Raw genomic sequence first — 14432 nt, forward strand, 5'->3', positions numbered from 1 at the left:
CACCAGAGAAGGGCAACCACCTTGACTGTGATCGATTCCTACAGCCACGGCGTCTCGGGCGAGCGCGAGTTCGGCTTCGCCCAGGCCATCAAGGTCGACCACACGATCTATGTCTCGGGCCAGCTCTCTCACGACGACGAGGGCCACTTCCTCTACCCGGACGACTTCGAGGCCCAGACCGCGCAGGTCTTCGCCAACTTCGAGAAGGTCCTCGCCCACTACGGCGCCACCCGCAACCAGGTCGTCTCCGAGACCCAGTACATCGTGGACCTGCCGAAGTACAACAACGCGATGGCGGCCGCCAACCTGGCCTACTTCGGCGACCACCGCCCCACCAGCAGCACCATCGGCGTCGCCTCGCTGTTCTTCCCCGGCCAGCTCATCGAGACCAACTTCGTCATCGACACCCGTCTGCCCGCCTGATGGCACGGCGTACTGGAGCTCGGTCTTCACCAGCTCCGCAGACGCGATATGGGCCGTCGTCCGGCGCTTCAACGGCCTGCCCGACTGGCACCCGGCCATCCGGGCGAGCGAGATCGTCGGGGGCGGCAACGGGCTCACCCCCGGTGCGGTCCGGGTCCTCACCGGGGTGGACGGCAGCATCTACCGGGAACAGCTCGTGGCGCTGGACGACGCCGACCGGAAGCTGAGTTACGAGATCGTCGAGGCGCCGCTGCCGGTCCGCGGCTACCGCTCGACGCTGCACGTCCAGCCCGTCGCCGACACCGGTGGCGCCTTCTTCAGCTGGCACGCCACCTTCGATCCGGCCGAGGGCACCACCGCTCACCAAGCCGTCACGGTCCTCGAAGCGGCCTACGCCCCGGCCATCGCAGGCCTCCACACGATCATCGCCTGACACCGGACGGCAGCCGCCCCGTCCGATGACATCGAACACCGATCACGAAAGAAGCACCCCCCGTGAGTTCCCTGTTCACCCCCCTCACCCTGCGTTCCCTTCAGATACCCAACCGGGTGTGGATGTCCCCGATGTGCATGTACTCCGCCGCCCCCGAAGGCCCGGACACCGGTGCGCCGACCGACTTCCACCTCACCCACCTGACCTCCCGCGCCGCCGGCGGCGCGGGCCTGGTCATGGCCGAGGCCACCGGTGTGCGCCCCGACGGGCGCATCAGCCCCTGGGACCTGGGCCTGTGGAACGACCGCCAGCAGGAGGCGTTCACCCGCATCACCGCGGCCATCAAGGCCCACGGCGCCGTCCCGGCCATCCAACTCGCCCACGCCGGCCGCAAGGCGTCGGTGGACAAGCCCTGGCTCTCCGACCGATACGTGCCCGAGGCCGAGGGCGGCTGGCAGCCCGTCGCCCCCAGCGCCATCGCGTTCGGCGGACTGGCTGTCCCGCACGAGCTGACCGTGGAGGAGATCCAGCAGCTTGTCCGGGACTTCGCGGACTCCGCGCGGCGCGCGTTGGCCGCCGGATTCCAGGTGGCCGAGGTGCACGGCGCCCACGGCTACCTGATCAACTCCTTCCTCTCCCCGGCGTCCAACCACCGCACCGACGCTTACGGCGGCAGCTTCGAGAACCGCATCCGCTTCGCCCTGGAGGTCGTCGACGCCGTCCGCGCGGTGTGGCCCGAGGACCTGCCGGTCTTCTTCCGCACCTCGGCCACCGACTGGCTGACCGAGAATCCCGAGGACGAGCGCGTGGGCTGGACCGGGGACGACACCGTCCGCCTCGCCAAGGAACTCCAGGCCCACGGCGTCGACCTGCTCGACGTGTCCACCGGCGGCATGGTCTCCGACGCCAAGATCGTCGCCGGACCCAACTACCAGGTGCCCTTCGCCACCCAGGCACGCCAGGCCACCGGCATCCCCACCGGCGCCGTCGGCATCATCACCGAGCCGCAGCAGGCCGAGGACATCCTCACCAGCGGGCAGGCCGACGCGGTCCTCCTCGGCCGTGAACTCCTGCGCAACCCCTACTGGCCACAGCACGCCGCGCTCGCGCTCGACGCCGAGCCGACCTGGCCGGACCAGTACGCCTATGTCGTCAAGCGCCGCAAGCGCTGACCCCCCGCAATCTCATCGCTGCCGCCGTGCTGTCCCGACAAGACAGCGGCGTGCCGATCTATCTCACCGGGAGATTCCCGTGAACCACCTTCAGGGCAAGGTCGTCGTCATCACTGGCGCCTCCTCCGGTATCGGCGCCGTCAGCGCCAAGGCCCTCGCCGCCCGCGGCGCCAAGATCGTCGCCGCCGCCCGCGGCCAGGAGGACCTCGACCAGCTGGTCGCCGACATCAACAAGGCCGGCGGCACCGCCGTCGCCAGGCTCACCGATGTCGCCGACGCTGCCGACATGGAGGCGCTCGCCGACTTCGCTGTCGAGCAGTTCGGCCGGATCGACGTCCTGGTCAACAACGCCGGCCTGATGCTGTTCTCCTTCTGGAAGGACGGCGCGATCGACGACTGGAACCGGATGATCGACGTGAACATCCGCGGCTACCTCAACGGCGTCCACGCCGTCCTTCCGGTCATGCTCCGCCAGAAGTCCGGCCACATCCTCAACATGGACTCGGTCGCCGGCCACCAGGTCGGAGACGGCGCCGGTATCTACAGCTCCACCAAGTTCTTCGTCCAGGCCATGACCGAATCCATGCGTCGGGAACTCGGCGTCCGCGAAGGCATCAGGGCCTCCACCATCAGCCCCGGCGTCATCAACACCGGCTGGGCCGACAAGGTCACCGACCCCGCCGGCCGAAAGGCGGCCCAGGAACTGAACGAGGTCGCCATCAGTCCGCAAAGTGTCGCCGACGCCGTCGTCTACGCCCTCGACCAGCCCGCCGACGTCACCGTCAACGACCTGATCATCTCCCCCACCCGCCAGAACTGGTAAGCGCCAGGCACTCCACGCCGCACGGAAGGAACCCCAGACCCATGTCCGCTCTCGCCTCCCCTATCCCCCGCTTCCACCTCGCGGTCCCGGTCGACGACCTGGACGCCGCCCGCCGCTTCTATGGCGAGACGCTCGGCCTGGAGCAGGGCCGCAGCGCCGACACCTGGGTGGACTGGAACCTGCACGGCCACCAGTTCGTCACCCACCTCGCTCCGGCCCGCACCGAACAGGTACACAACCCGGTCGACGGCCACGACGTGCCCGTACCGCACTTCGGGCTGATCCTGACCATCGACGCTTTCCACCGGCTCGCCGACCGGCTGCGCGCCGCGGACACCGCCTTCGTCATCGAGCCCTACGTGCGCTTCGCAGGCGAAACCGGCGAGCAGTGGACGATGTTCCTGCTCGACCCGGCCGGCAACGCCCTGGAGTTCAAGGCGTTCGCCGACGACTCCCAAGTGTTCGCCACGCCATGACGCCGGGACCCTGCGGCGCGCCCCGGTCGTGAACTGGCAGGTATCCCAGCTCTTAACGGGCTGGTGGCTCAACGACCGGGACAGGCGTAGCACGGATCCTCGGCCAAGAGGCCGCCGCTTGCCCCTGATCCACGTCTCAACCAACCCGGCGCAAGCGCGCCGCAACCTCAGACTGGAGACACAACATGTCGAAACCGACCTATGTCGCTGACCACATCGCAATCACCGAAGTGCTGGAAAAGTACAACCAGGGCGTAGCCAAGGCCGACAGCTCGATCATGAAGCCCGCGTTCGCCGAAGAGGCGACGATCTTCGGCGTGGAGAATGGCAAGCTCTCCGGCGGTGCGATCACGGCCCTCTACCAGGGGATCGACAGGGATTTCCGCCCCTCGCCGGAAGGCCGCGCCGTGATCGCCTACATCAACGTGACCGGCACTGCAGCCAACGCGCGTGTTGATACCAACGATGTCTCCGGCCTGTGCTTCACCGACTACTTCAACCTGCTGAAAGTCGATGGCACGTGGACCATTGTCAGCAAGATCTACCACGTCAACGACGCGCCGAAATCGTAGCCGCGCACACGGCCGGGCGTGCATGAGCTTCCCCCCCCTCGCGGTGGACGTGTGGCGTGAGTTGACCTTGAGGTTGCCGGGAAGGAACCGTCCAGGCCGGCAGCACACCCGCCGCAGTTCCGTCAGAGCGTGAGCGAAGCCGGCGAGCAGTGGACGATGCTCCTGCTAGACCCGGCGGCAACGCGCTGGAGTTCAAGGCGTTCGCCGACGACTCCCAAGTGTTCGCCGCCTGACATCTTCTGTGGTCGGTGGAGGGCTTTCGGAGGGGCTGCCCGCCTATCCCATTGGGCAGCCCCTGTTTCATAGGTGGCCGCTCATGAAACACCCACCCGCCCGGCGCTCCACCTGCGGCGAGCGTGTTTCATGAGTTGTTACAAGCGGTTAGACGCCTGAAACACCCTCACAAAACAGTTTGGGGTCGTGAGTGACGACTTCAAGCGCGTGGAATCGCACGACTGCCCGATGTCCACCTGCGCCGCCCCAGCGGGCTCCCCATGCCGGACCGGGAAGGGCAAAGTGACCATCCAGTACCACACCGCGCGCTTCCGACTCGTGTCCCAACTCGCCAAGAAGCTCAGCGTCCCGCGCGAAGAAGGGTCAGCACCCGTCACCGGCGACCGTCATGCGGATGCTCCGCGAACGTGGCGAGCAGGCCGTGGTCTCGACAAGCGCATGGCCCTGGTCGGACGGCCGCAGGAGGCGCTGATGGCGCGACTCATCCGTGCCCGACCAGCACACTTCCCTTTTTGTCTATATGAGACTTTAAAGTGCATACTGTTGTATTCGGCATGTTTCTTCTACGGTCGGAAGCGACAAGAACCCCACTGAACGACAGGGATGATCTTTCGTGTCCGCACATCTTTTTGACCCGCTCACGATCCGCGACGTCACCTTCCGGAACCGGATCGCCATGTCCCCGATGTGCATGCACTCCGCGGACGCCCAAGGGCGCGCCACCGACTTCCACACGGTGCACTACGGCGCGCGTGCACTGGGCGGTGCCGGCCTCGTGATGCTGGAGACGGCGGCGGTACTGCCCAACGGGCTGATCGGGCCGGGTGACCTCGGCATCTGGAGCGACGACCACGTCGCGGGCCTGTCGGGCATCGTCGAGGTGATCCATCGTTTCGGCGCCAGGGCCGGCGCCCAGATCGGCCACGCGGGGCGGCAGCTCGGCGTGGAGTCCGAAACCGCGGTGGCCCCCTCTCCCATTCCCTTCAGCGACGGTTCACGCGTTCCCCAGGAGCTTGGCGTCGGGGACATCAAGGAGGTCATCGAGGCGTTCCGGACTGCGGCGGCACGGGCGAAGGCTGCCGGATTCGACGTGCTCGAGGTGCACACGGCGCACGGCTTCCTGCTCAACGAGTTCCTCTCACCTCTGGCCAACCACCGCACGGACGAGTACGGAGGAAGCCGGGAGAACCGCTACAGGATCGTGCGGGAGACCATCGACGCGGTGCGCGGCGAGTGGGACGGCCCGCTATTCGTCCGCGTGTCCTCGACCGACTATGCGGAGGGCGGGAACGTTCCGGAGGACTTCGTCACCTACGGCAGGTGGATGAAGGAGCAGGGCGTCGACCTGATCGACGCCTCATCCGGCGGCATCGCCCCGGTGAAGGTGCAGTCCTACCCGAACTACCAGGTGCCCGCCGCGGATCTGATTCGCAGGGAGGTGGGAATCAAGACCGGTGCTGTCGGCCTGATCGAGAGCGGTCGCCAGGCCGAGGAGATCCTGCAAAACGGCCGCGCCGACATCGTGCTGGTCGGCCGGGAGATGTTGAAGGACCCCTTCTGGGCCCGGACCGCCGCGGACGAGCTGCGCGCCGCCATCGAGGTCCCGTTGCAGTACACCCGCTACGGGTCGGCCTGGCAGCGTTCGCAGCCCCCGCTGCCCGCCGCGCCGATGGACGCCACGGTCTCCTAGCCGGTTCTGCCCTGGCCCACAACCACCCCGGGGCAAGGGCACCGAACTCGTCGCGGCCGCCCGGGGCCGGGGCGGCTGAAGCGCTCCCGGCGCCGGGCGGCGGACCGGCCCTGGGCCCGGAGGGGATGCCCCGCCGGGCACGAGATACTCGACAAGGCAGCACGACTCGGAGGTGCCCCATGCCGCGGACGCGACCGTTTGACGACCTGCCAGGCTGCGCGATGGAAGCAACAGTCAAGATCATCGGCGGGAAGTGGAAAGGTGTGATCCTTTTCCATCTGCTCGAGGGGACCATGCGGTTCAACGAGCTGCATCGCCAGGTGCCCGGCATCGCTCCGCGCCTGCTGACCAAGCAACTGCGTGAGCTGGAGGAGGACGGTCTGGTGCAGCGAACTGTCTACCCGGTCGTCCCGCCCAAGGTGGAGTACGCCTTGACCGAGGAGGCACGCTCGATGGAGCCGCTGCTGATCGGACTCAGCAACTGGGGTGAGCAGTGGTTGGCCCGACGTGGCATCGTCCTGCCGGATCCCAAGGACGCGCAGGAGGAACCCTCCTCCGCCACGCCGTCGGCACCGCCCGAGGCTTAGCTTGACTCCGTCGGGAATCCTGAGGTCTTCCGGTGCGGGTGCATGATCAGCAGGCAGGCTCACTGCCGTGGTGCAGTTCGACCCAGCTGGTGAGGCGCACGTTGTCCGTCCGTTCCCGTCCCGGTGAGCAGATCCCTCCTGACTGTGCGGGTTGCTCGGGCGAGCAACCCGAAGGGAACGACGGCGATGCGGGTGAGAAACCGCCTCGACGGGTGTGGCACGACGAGGACTTCGCCGACTGGTACCCGCGTGACGGCCGACCCGGTCTCTCGCCTGCTCAGCTGGCCACCGCCTGCTTCTGCAATTCCTGCTCGGCCTGTCGGACCGACAGGCTGCCGAGGCGGTGCGCTGCCGCAGCGACTTCAAGTACGCCCTGGCCATCGAACTGGACGATCCCAGCTTCCACCACAGCGTGCTCGCCGACTTCACCGGCGGCAAGGGTGTGCGCCTGGCCTTCGACCCGATCGCAGGCCCCGGCGTCGAAACCCTCGCCCAGGGCGTCGTCCCCAGCGGATACCTGGTTGTCTACGGCGCTCTCGACCCGCGCACCACCCCGCTTCGCAGGCAAGACCAGCCTCGCGCTCGCCGACGAGAGAATGCGGCCCCGGTGGTGCAGATCGTCGGTGTCGAGGTGTTCGCCAGCAGGGTGGCGCCCGCAGTTCTCCGGTGAGGACGGCCTGGGGCTCCCTGCCGGCCAAAGCGGCGGCCGGTCAGGCGGCGTTGACGCGGCCCGGCACTGCCAGCAGGCGCTGGGCGGGATCGGGTTCACCGCTGAACACCCGCGGCACCGGCACCTGCGCCGGGCCGTCGTCATGGACGGACTACTGGGCAGTGCACGGGAGCTGCCCCGGCTGGTGCAGCCGTGACTCACCAGGGCAGCGGACCGTCGGCGTCGAAGTAGCCCCCGGTCGGGCCGTCGGGACCGATCTGCGCCAGGCGGACGATGATCTCGGCGCCCTGCTCGACGGTCTGCGTGCCGGTGTTGTCGTTGAGGTCCGTCTTGATGAAGCCGGGCTCGACGGAGTTGATCCGCATGTCCGGGAATGCCTTCGCGTACTGCACGGTGAGCATGTTGACCGCGGTTTTGGACGCCGGGTAGGCGATGCCCGGGTAGAAGTGCGTGGGATGCTCGGGGTCGGAGAGGTTGGTCAGCGAGGCGAGGCCGCCGGTGACGTTGACCACGACCGGTGCGGCCGAGCGCTGCAGCAGGGGCAGGAAGGCGTGGGTGACGCGGACGACGCCGAAGACGTTCGTCTCGAAGGTGTTCCGCATCTGGTCGGCGGTCACGGTCTCGGCGGTGGGCACACTGTGGGCGTCGGCCCTGCTCGCGATTCCGGCGTTGTTGATCAGTACGTCGAGGCCGCCGTCGCCCGCGATGGTCTTGGCGGCGGTCTCGACCGTGGCGTCGTCGGTGACGTCGAGGAGGACGAACCGTGCGCCCAGCTGCTCGGCGGCCCGGCGTCCGCGCTCGGCGTCGCGGGCACCCACGTAAACCGTGTGACCTGCGGCGATGAGCTGGCGGGCGGTCTCGTGGCCGAGGCCCTTGTTGGCTCCGGTGATCAGTGTTGTCGTCATGCGTCCAGCCTCCGGCGCCGCGGCACGATCAGCCAGAAGCCCCTTCTTCCTGGGACTACGAGTACCAGGCACATGCGCGGCCGACGGTGTTCACTGGGCGCATGACCGCGACGGAACTCGGACAGGCACTGCGGCGCTGGCGCGACCGGGCAGCCCCGCACGCGGCGGGCCTGCCCTCCGGCGGACACCGGCGCGCGGCCGGTCTGCGGCGCGAGGAGCTGGCCCTGCTGGCGGGGATCTCGGCCGACTACATCACGCGCCTCGAACAGGGCCGCGCGGCCAACCCTTCCGGGCAGGTCGTCGAGGCGCTGGCCCGTGCGCTGCGGCTATCGGGGGACGAGCGGGCATACCTGTTCGGGCTGGCGGGGCTGATTCCGCCCGGTCCCGACATGGTGCCCGGGCACATCACGCCCAGCGTCCAGCGGCTGCTGGACCGGCTCGTCGACGCACCCGTCGCGGTCTCCGACGCGGCCATGACGCTGCTGCTGGCCAACCCGATGTACGCGGCGCTGATGGGCGACCCGTCCGGCCTGCGCGGCGTGGAACGCAACGACGCGTGGCGCACCTTCATGGATGTGCCGACCCGGGTGCGGCATACGCCCGAGGAACGCAGCGCCTGCGAGGCCGGCATGGTCTCCCAGCTACGGAGGACCGCCACCCGCTATCCGGCGGACCGCCAACTGCGGCACCTGATCGCGGAGTTGCGTACAGACAGCGAGCGGTTCGCCGAGCTGTGGGACGCGGGCGCTGTGGGACGGCTCGAAGCCTGGCACAAGACGATCGAGCATCCGCAGGTGGGCCTGCTGACGCTGGACTGCGACCTGCTCCAGCTGGAGGAGAGCGGCCTCTACATCCTCGTCTACTCGGCCGAGCCGGGCACCGGGGCCGCCGAGAAGCTGGAGCTGATCTCGGTGGTCGGCACCCAGAACCTGGTCGAGTAGTGCCTGCTTGAGCATCTTCTTCATCTCGTCAGCTTCGCGAGGATCGGGTATCCGCTGAGTGCGTTGCCGCGCCCGGTCTGGTGGATCAGCAACCTGCACCACTCCATAGCCAAGGGCCCGCATACCTCCCCCTCCACCACGTCTCCTTCGAGCTGCGCGGCATCGGCGAGTACATACGCGGCTCCGGCCGCGTGATCCGGGCCGGCTTCCAAATGATCTGGGACACCACATGGCGGGCGACAACACCTTCACCTACTACCTCGACCCGCAAGGCAACACGGTCAAGTACACGACGGAGTTGGAGCCTGGCACCCGCCCGTCTGTGATTTCTCGCAGCCCGAAGTCACTGACCAGTAGGGCACCCTCTCCCGCGTCGTCGAGGAGACGCGACGGCGGGCGAAGCACGCGCGGGTGCTCCTGGTCGACTACCTCACGGTGATCGGCCCCGACACCCGATCCAGCCGCGAAACTCCCTTCGACGAAGCCACCTTGGAGGAGTTCCGCCGACTGGGCGACCAGGTCGCCGAAGTCTTCGCCCGCACGGCGACCCGCACTGGTGCGGAGCTCGTCACCGTGGGAAAGCGCAGCCGCGAGCACGCTCTCGGATCGGCCGAACCATGGGTGACCGGACTGTCGGAACGCCTGCGCGGCTCCGCCCTTACGGGCGCGTTCCACCCCACCGGCGCCGGAATGCGCGCCGTGGCGGACGCGATTGCCGAGCACCTGAAAGGACCAGGGCTCGCTTGACGGTCGCGGGAGATTGTTGACGGCCCGATCACATCTACGACGGGTGTCGGTCGTTGTACGGGCCTGGGTGGAAACCGGAACCCCTAGGTGGCGCATCCGGCAATTGCGCACCTGCACGCCCTCCTCACCGGCCACGGCCAGGAGATCGCCCCTAACCGGTGCTCCACCGTCCAGTCTTCGTCGGCGGCGTGCTCGGCTGTGATGGTTGAGGGGCCGGGTGTGGTCACGACCTGGTAGATCTCGCGGGCGAGGTACCGCTTGAGCCAGCGGATGACTCCTTCTTGGAGAGGCACTGCGTGGTGCGGTGCTGCTGCTTGGTGCGCTCGTCCCAGCGCAGTCGGCACAGGACGATGCGGTAGATGGCCGAGTTGGCTCCTTGGTCGCCGCCCTGGTTGAGGCGGTGGCGCTGGATGCGGCCGGAGGAGGCTGGCAGTGGCTCGACGCCGCAGAGCATGGCGAAGGCGGCCTCTGAGCGCAGTCGCCCGGGGGTCTCACCGGCCATGACCAGCAGTTCCTGGCGACGTCCGTACCAACGCCGTTCGGGGCGAGCAGGGCCGAAGCGATCTCGGTGACCAGCGGGGTGATGAGCTCATCGAGCTCCTCGCCGAGTCGCTGATGGCGGGGCAAGGGTCCGCAGTGCGAGCCTGGCCGCGGCGACCGGCTCGCCGACCCGCTTCGCGTCCGGCCATGAGGCGGCGCACGGAGGGATCAGCTGCCGGTCGCTCAGGGCCCGCAGAACGCCGCGTAGTTCCTCCGGCGCCGTGATGATGAGTGTTTGCATCTGTACTGACATGTCAGCGCGTTGGCGGATCGCACTGCGGCGGGTGATGCGCAGGCTCCGCAGGGCATCACCCGGCCGTCGCGCTGCTTGAGTATGCCGGTGCGGCACTGGGCGAGGGCGGCGCGAGCCGCCGCCTCGGCGTCGACCGGGTCGGACTTGCCCTGCCAGCGGCGGGCGTTGCGGTCCGGGCGGTCGATCTCGACCACCGCGACGTACTGCTCGCGCAGGTGGCCGGCGAGTCCGGCCTCGTAGGCGCCGGTGCCCTCCACTCCGACCAGCACCAGGGCGCCGAACGAGCGGAGCCACGCCAGGGGTTTGCGATAGCCGGCGGGGCGGGGCCGACAGATCCCGTTGAGGACCCAGGGTCAGTCAGGCGGTGGGTCAGACCCCGCCGGGAGACGCTCATGAACATACTCACTGTCAGGCGGGGTCGGGTATCCAGCTGCCGTGGAAGCCGAGCGGTACGCGCGTCGGCAGGTGCACGGTGGCGATCGGGGCGCCGGTGAAGTCCTGTCCGGAGAGGATCACCAGGTCGGTGGCACCCCGCTCGGGGTCGAAGACGTAGGCGAGGACGTAGCCGTCGTCCTCCGTCCGTGCGTTCTGCGCGGGCACGAAGTACGCCTCACTGGTGTAGTGACCGGTGCCGAAGGTGCGGACCGTGGTGGTCTGCCGGTCTAGGTCGTGCTTGATCAGTGAGTCGCTGAACGCGTCGACGGGCAGGCCGTCCAGGGTGCCGGCCGGACCCATGTAGCGGATCAGGTCCAGGGTGACCGCGGAGTATCCATAGCGGTAGGCGCCGGTGACGACGGCCGGACTGACCACGGGGAACTCCTGCGGGTGGTCGTCGAGGCGCGTCTCGGTGACCTTCCCGGTGACCGTGTCGATGACCCAGCGGTCGAGCGTGGGAAAACTGTTGCCCATCAGCTCGGCCCCCGCGAACATCCGCGGGTAGCGCACGACGTCGACCACGACCGTGTCGCCCTGGTCGTAGGCGTTGAGGGTGTGGAAGACCCAGCACGGATTGACATCGAACCAGCGCACCTCGGTGCCGCTGCGGGGCAGCAGGCCGATGCGGCCGCCGCGGGCCTCGTTCCAGTTCATCGGGAACGCGTTGCCGGAATCTGCGGCAGCCTGGCTGAAGGTGACCGGGAGGTCGTACAGCACGGCGTACCTCTGGGTCAGAGCGAAGTCGTGCATCAAGGGCGCGTGCGGAGCGGGGATGGCCACGCGGCGCACAACCTTGCCGAGGGGGGAAACGACCAGGTAGGTCAGCGTGTCGCCGCCGATGACGTAGGTAACGGCGTGCAGTTCTCCGGTGGCGGGGTCCAGCTTGGGGTGGGCGACAAAGCCGTCGCGCAGGGTCCCGTCGAAGTCGCAGGCTCCCACGGTGTCCAGGTCGTAGGTGAGTTCGTAGGGCCGGGAGCCGCCTTCGACCAGGGCGAAGGTGCGGTTGGCGTGGCCGATGACGTGGGTGTTGGGTCCGGCGTCCACGCGGCGCATGGAGGCGCCGGGGCGGGGCTGTTCGCCGAGTGCCTCGGCGACGCGCGCCGAGCGCACCCAGCGGTTGCGGTACCACTCGGCCTTGCCCTCGCGCAGTCGTACGCCGTGCACCATGCCGGTTCCGGTGAACAGGTGGAGCCGGGGCTCGTCGAGGTTCAGGGGGTTGGGGCCGTTGCGCAGGTAGCGGCCGTTGAGCTCGGGGGGGATGGTGCCGGTGACCGGGAGGTCGAAGGAGGTGACCTCCTCGGCGACAGGCGTATAGGCGCCCTGGAAGCCGTTCTTGGGGTTCATTGCAGTCCTCTCACGATGGCGTGTCGTCCGGCGCTGGCGAGCCGGGCTCCGTACAACAATCACAATACTCAAGAATATGAGTAGTAGCGAAGCAGAGTAGAGTGTGAGCGTCGACACCTCGCCGACGCCCCACAGGGGCCCCGCGGCGCGACACGGACAGGAGGCCGACGACCATGGCTCTGCGACACGCGGTACTGGCCGCGCTACTGGACGGCGAGTCCAGCGGCTACGAACTGGCCAAGACGTTCGACGCGGGGATGGCCAACTTCTGGCACGCGCTGCCCCAGCAGCTGTATCTGGAGCTGGCCAAACTGGAGAAGGACGGCCTGATCCAGGGGCGCGCCGTGGTCCAGGAGACCCGTCCGACCAAGCGGCTCTTCTCGGTCACCGACGCCGGCCTCGCTGAGCTGGAGCGCTTTGCCGAATCCAGCGCCAAGCCGGCCTTCATCCGCGACGACCTTCTGGTCAAGGTACGGGCCGTGGACAGCACGTCCGCGACGGTCGTGATCGAACAGCTCGAAGAGCGGGCACTCATCGCCGCAGCCAAGATCGACATCTTCGACAGGTATATGGAACGCCAGCGCGGCGACGCCGATGAACACGCATTCCTCGAATCCGGCGACCGGATCGGACCATACCTGACCTGTCTGCGCGGCCTCCGCTACGAACAGGAGACGGCCGACTGGTGCCGACAGACCGCTCAAATCCTCCGCGAACGATGCCGGGTCAACGCCGACACGTGACCATGGTGCTGGCGCCCCCAGCGATAGCGCGCCGTCGACCTCATTGAGACACCCTTCATTCCTTTCTTCGCCCGCCCGTGCGGCATGTCAAAAAAGGTATTAGACATATACTTGAGTATCTGGAGGAGGTCATGGAGGCGGCCGCACGCTTCCGCGCCGCCGTCGAGACGGGCGAACGCAACGCACTGGAAGATCTGTTCACCCAGGACATCCGCTTCTGAAGCGCGGTGAAGTTCACCCCTTTCAAGGGCAAGCCCATGGTGCTGGGTCTGTTCAACGTACTGCTGCGCACGCCTGGTTTGCTGGGCTGCCCTCGGCAGACCTTCCGCGAGCAGGTCCCCGGACTGTTGGAGCGGTACCAGCGCCGCGTATTCCGCCTGGCCGGCCAACTCGGCTTCATGGCCAAGGAGTGAGCAGAACGGATGCCCGCCTGTCGCGACGCCCTGCCGTCGCGATCTCCCGCTCGTCCGACTGCGCGTCGCGGCTGCCCCTGGCGCCGCGGCGCGTGCCAAGAAGCGGTCGTCATGCGGGGGAATGACCCGCGCGACGTGTCGGGTCGGCCGAGGAGCGCTGCGTCGGGCGCCCGGTCCGGGGTGTGACTGCTGGTGGGTGTCGTGCTCGTCGCGGCGAGCTGCGGGCCGCACCGACCGGGGCGGGTCCGCTGCCCCCGGCATCGGGACATCGACCGGCCTGTCCGGCACGTCGACTGGACTGCTCAGCACCCTGCCGCTGCTCACTTCGCCGTCACCTCACGCACATCACCACGGTCCACCCCGCGCCCTGGTCGTCTCGCTGGCCGTGCTGGCGGCGGGGCTGCTCATGCGCTCCCTGCCAGGTCTGTTCTTCCTGTTTGCGGGCACGGTGGTGGTCGCGGCCGCGATCGCCTACGTGCTGCTGCCCTCCGTCATCAAAAGCACCGTGTCGGAAGAGGTGGAGGGGACCGGCACGCTGGTGACGCAGCGGATGTTGTCGCTGATCAGCCCGGTCATCACCGCGACCTGAGTGTGCTCGAGGCCGCGCCGTCCATCGGGCAGGGCGCAGTGAAGTCGTGCGAGGAGGGCCTCCAGGACGAGGTCTGCGGACTCGCAGGCTGCCAAGGCCACGCGCTGGAACTGCACGAGCCGCCGGACCGGCTGGACCGCACCGGCGACCTCCTGCCGCACGTACAACTGGACTACCGTCTCGCCGTGGACGGAGCCGGTGTCGGAGACTCTGACAGGAGTGCGCAGCAGGCCGTCCCGCACCTCCGCCTCACCGATGTACGCGATGTCGAACGACGTGTACGACAGGCCGTGACCGAAGGCGAGCAGCGGACTCTGGTCGGTCAGGTCCGCGTACCCGTAGGTGTTTCGCCGCTGGGGAGGTCGTACCCGCTGCCATGTCGGTGGCAATGGTAGGCGGGGATCTGGCTGAGGTGACGGGGGAGGTGCCGGGCAGCTTTCCA

Annotated in this window: 16 protein-coding genes and 3 pseudogenes; 14 read left to right on the plus strand and 5 right to left on the minus strand. The window is 68.2% G+C overall.

The annotated features are described in order from the left end of the window. Positions 1 to 21 precede the first annotated feature (21 nt). From OHA64_RS39070 to OHA64_RS39110, 9 genes and pseudogenes are all read left to right on the plus strand, one after another. Complete coding sequence (locus tag OHA64_RS39070; protein WP_405621507.1) at positions 22 to 423, plus strand: RidA family protein; 402 nt, start codon at positions 22 to 24, stop codon at positions 421 to 423. A gap of 43 nt (positions 424 to 466) precedes the next feature. Next, positions 467 to 856: pseudogene (locus tag OHA64_RS39075) on the plus strand (SRPBCC family protein); the annotation flags it as partial. Between the two features lie 62 nt (positions 857 to 918). Then, a complete protein-coding gene (locus OHA64_RS39080) occupies positions 919 to 2028 on the plus strand; it encodes an NADH:flavin oxidoreductase/NADH oxidase (RefSeq protein ID WP_405621509.1) in 1110 nt (369 codons plus the stop codon). Between the two features lie 79 nt (positions 2029 to 2107). After that, on the plus strand, positions 2108 to 2851 hold the full coding sequence (locus tag OHA64_RS39085) for an SDR family oxidoreductase (protein ID WP_405621511.1): 744 nt from the start codon (positions 2108 to 2110) through the stop codon (positions 2849 to 2851). Between the two features lie 41 nt (positions 2852 to 2892). After that, positions 2893 to 3327, plus strand: a complete 435-nt coding sequence (locus OHA64_RS39090) for a VOC family protein (RefSeq protein WP_405621513.1) — start codon at positions 2893 to 2895, stop codon at positions 3325 to 3327. Between the two features lie 185 nt (positions 3328 to 3512). Next, the gene (locus OHA64_RS39095; protein WP_405621515.1) at positions 3513 to 3899 is read left to right on the plus strand and encodes a nuclear transport factor 2 family protein; all 387 of its coding nucleotides are present in this window, start codon (positions 3513 to 3515) and stop codon (positions 3897 to 3899) included. Positions 3900 to 4746: 847 nt separating this feature from the next. Next, positions 4747 to 5823, plus strand: a complete 1077-nt coding sequence (gene namA / locus OHA64_RS39100; protein ID WP_405621517.1) for an NADPH dehydrogenase NamA — start codon at positions 4747 to 4749, stop codon at positions 5821 to 5823. Positions 5824 to 6044: 221 nt separating this feature from the next. After that, positions 6045 to 6410: a winged helix-turn-helix transcriptional regulator gene (locus OHA64_RS39105; protein ID WP_405621519.1), complete on the plus strand. Its 366-nt coding sequence runs from the start codon at positions 6045 to 6047 to the stop codon at positions 6408 to 6410. A 343-nt stretch (positions 6411 to 6753) separates the two neighbouring features. Then, a complete protein-coding gene (locus OHA64_RS39110) occupies positions 6754 to 7080 on the plus strand; it encodes a hypothetical protein (RefSeq protein ID WP_405621521.1) in 327 nt (108 codons plus the stop codon). 197 nt (positions 7081 to 7277) lie between these two features. Here the strand turns inward: OHA64_RS39110 and OHA64_RS39115 are convergent, their stop codons facing one another. Beyond that, positions 7278 to 7985: an SDR family oxidoreductase gene (locus tag OHA64_RS39115; protein ID WP_405621523.1), complete on the minus strand. Its 708-nt coding sequence runs from the start codon at positions 7983 to 7985 to the stop codon at positions 7278 to 7280. A gap of 101 nt (positions 7986 to 8086) precedes the next feature. On the opposite strand from OHA64_RS39115, the gene OHA64_RS39120 reads away from it, so the two are divergent. The 3 genes and pseudogenes from OHA64_RS39120 to OHA64_RS39130 all read left to right on the plus strand — a co-directional run bounded on the left by OHA64_RS39120 (position 8087) and on the right by OHA64_RS39130 (position 9673). Next, positions 8087 to 8926, plus strand: coding sequence for a helix-turn-helix transcriptional regulator (locus OHA64_RS39120; RefSeq protein WP_405621525.1), 840 nt, complete (start codon positions 8087 to 8089; stop codon positions 8924 to 8926). An 84-nt stretch (positions 8927 to 9010) separates the two neighbouring features. Continuing rightward, positions 9011 to 9280: pseudogene (locus OHA64_RS39125) on the plus strand (oxidoreductase); the annotation flags it as partial. 57 nt (positions 9281 to 9337) lie between these two features. Continuing rightward, positions 9338 to 9673 carry a hypothetical protein gene (locus OHA64_RS39130; protein WP_405621527.1) on the plus strand — a complete coding sequence of 112 codons (336 nt, stop codon included), beginning with the start codon at positions 9338 to 9340 and terminating at the stop codon, positions 9671 to 9673. A 223-nt stretch (positions 9674 to 9896) separates the two neighbouring features. On the opposite strand, the gene OHA64_RS39135 is transcribed toward OHA64_RS39130, so the two are convergent. From OHA64_RS39135 to OHA64_RS39145, 3 genes are all read right to left on the minus strand, one after another. Beyond that, a complete protein-coding gene (locus tag OHA64_RS39135) occupies positions 9897 to 10175 on the minus strand; it encodes a transposase (RefSeq protein WP_405621529.1) in 279 nt (92 codons plus the stop codon). 221 nt (positions 10176 to 10396) lie between these two features. Further along, complete coding sequence (locus OHA64_RS39140) at positions 10397 to 10735, minus strand: hypothetical protein (protein ID WP_405621531.1); 339 nt, start codon at positions 10733 to 10735, stop codon at positions 10397 to 10399. A 139-nt stretch (positions 10736 to 10874) separates the two neighbouring features. Then, positions 10875 to 12245, minus strand: coding sequence for a carotenoid oxygenase family protein (locus OHA64_RS39145; RefSeq protein ID WP_405621533.1), 1371 nt, complete (start codon positions 12243 to 12245; stop codon positions 10875 to 10877). Between the two features lie 173 nt (positions 12246 to 12418). On the opposite strand from OHA64_RS39145, the gene OHA64_RS39150 reads away from it, so the two are divergent. Next, positions 12419 to 12988 (plus strand): PadR family transcriptional regulator, encoded by a 570-nt coding sequence (locus OHA64_RS39150; RefSeq protein WP_405621535.1) that lies wholly within the window; start codon positions 12419 to 12421, stop codon positions 12986 to 12988. 131 nt (positions 12989 to 13119) lie between these two features. Continuing rightward, positions 13120 to 13401 (plus strand): annotated as a pseudogene (locus OHA64_RS39155) (hypothetical protein). Positions 13402 to 13872: 471 nt separating this feature from the next. Here OHA64_RS39155 and OHA64_RS39160 read toward each other — a convergent pair. Continuing rightward, positions 13873 to 14379 carry a fibronectin type III-like domain-contianing protein gene (locus OHA64_RS39160; protein WP_405621537.1) on the minus strand — a complete coding sequence of 169 codons (507 nt, stop codon included), beginning with the start codon at positions 14377 to 14379 and terminating at the stop codon, positions 13873 to 13875. Positions 14380 to 14432 lie beyond the last annotated feature (53 nt).

It is taken from the genome of Streptomyces sp. NBC_00076, assembly GCF_045041235.1.
In the GTDB taxonomy this organism is placed as follows: domain Bacteria; phylum Actinomycetota; class Actinomycetes; order Streptomycetales; family Streptomycetaceae; genus Streptomyces.

Excerpts from the sequence above, each read along its gene's own strand:
- OHA64_RS39105 (WP_405621519.1), top strand. The coding sequence starts at position 6,045 with ATGGAAGCAACAGTCAAGATCATCGGCGGGAAGTGGAAAGGTGTGATC.
- OHA64_RS39150 (WP_405621535.1), top strand. The coding sequence starts at position 12,419 with ATGGCTCTGCGACACGCGGTACTGGCCGCGCTACTGGACGGCGAGTCC.
- OHA64_RS39090 (WP_405621513.1), top strand. The coding sequence starts at position 2,893 with ATGTCCGCTCTCGCCTCCCCTATCCCCCGCTTCCACCTCGCGGTCCCG.
- OHA64_RS39145 (WP_405621533.1), bottom strand. The coding sequence starts at position 12,245 with ATGAACCCCAAGAACGGCTTCCAGGGCGCCTATACGCCTGTCGCCGAG.
- OHA64_RS39095 (WP_405621515.1), top strand. The coding sequence starts at position 3,513 with ATGTCGAAACCGACCTATGTCGCTGACCACATCGCAATCACCGAAGTG.
- OHA64_RS39115 (WP_405621523.1), bottom strand. The coding sequence starts at position 7,985 with ATGACGACAACACTGATCACCGGAGCCAACAAGGGCCTCGGCCACGAG.
- OHA64_RS39120 (WP_405621525.1), top strand. The coding sequence starts at position 8,087 with ATGACCGCGACGGAACTCGGACAGGCACTGCGGCGCTGGCGCGACCGG.
- OHA64_RS39135 (WP_405621529.1), bottom strand. The coding sequence starts at position 10,175 with ATGGCCGGTGAGACCCCCGGGCGACTGCGCTCAGAGGCCGCCTTCGCC.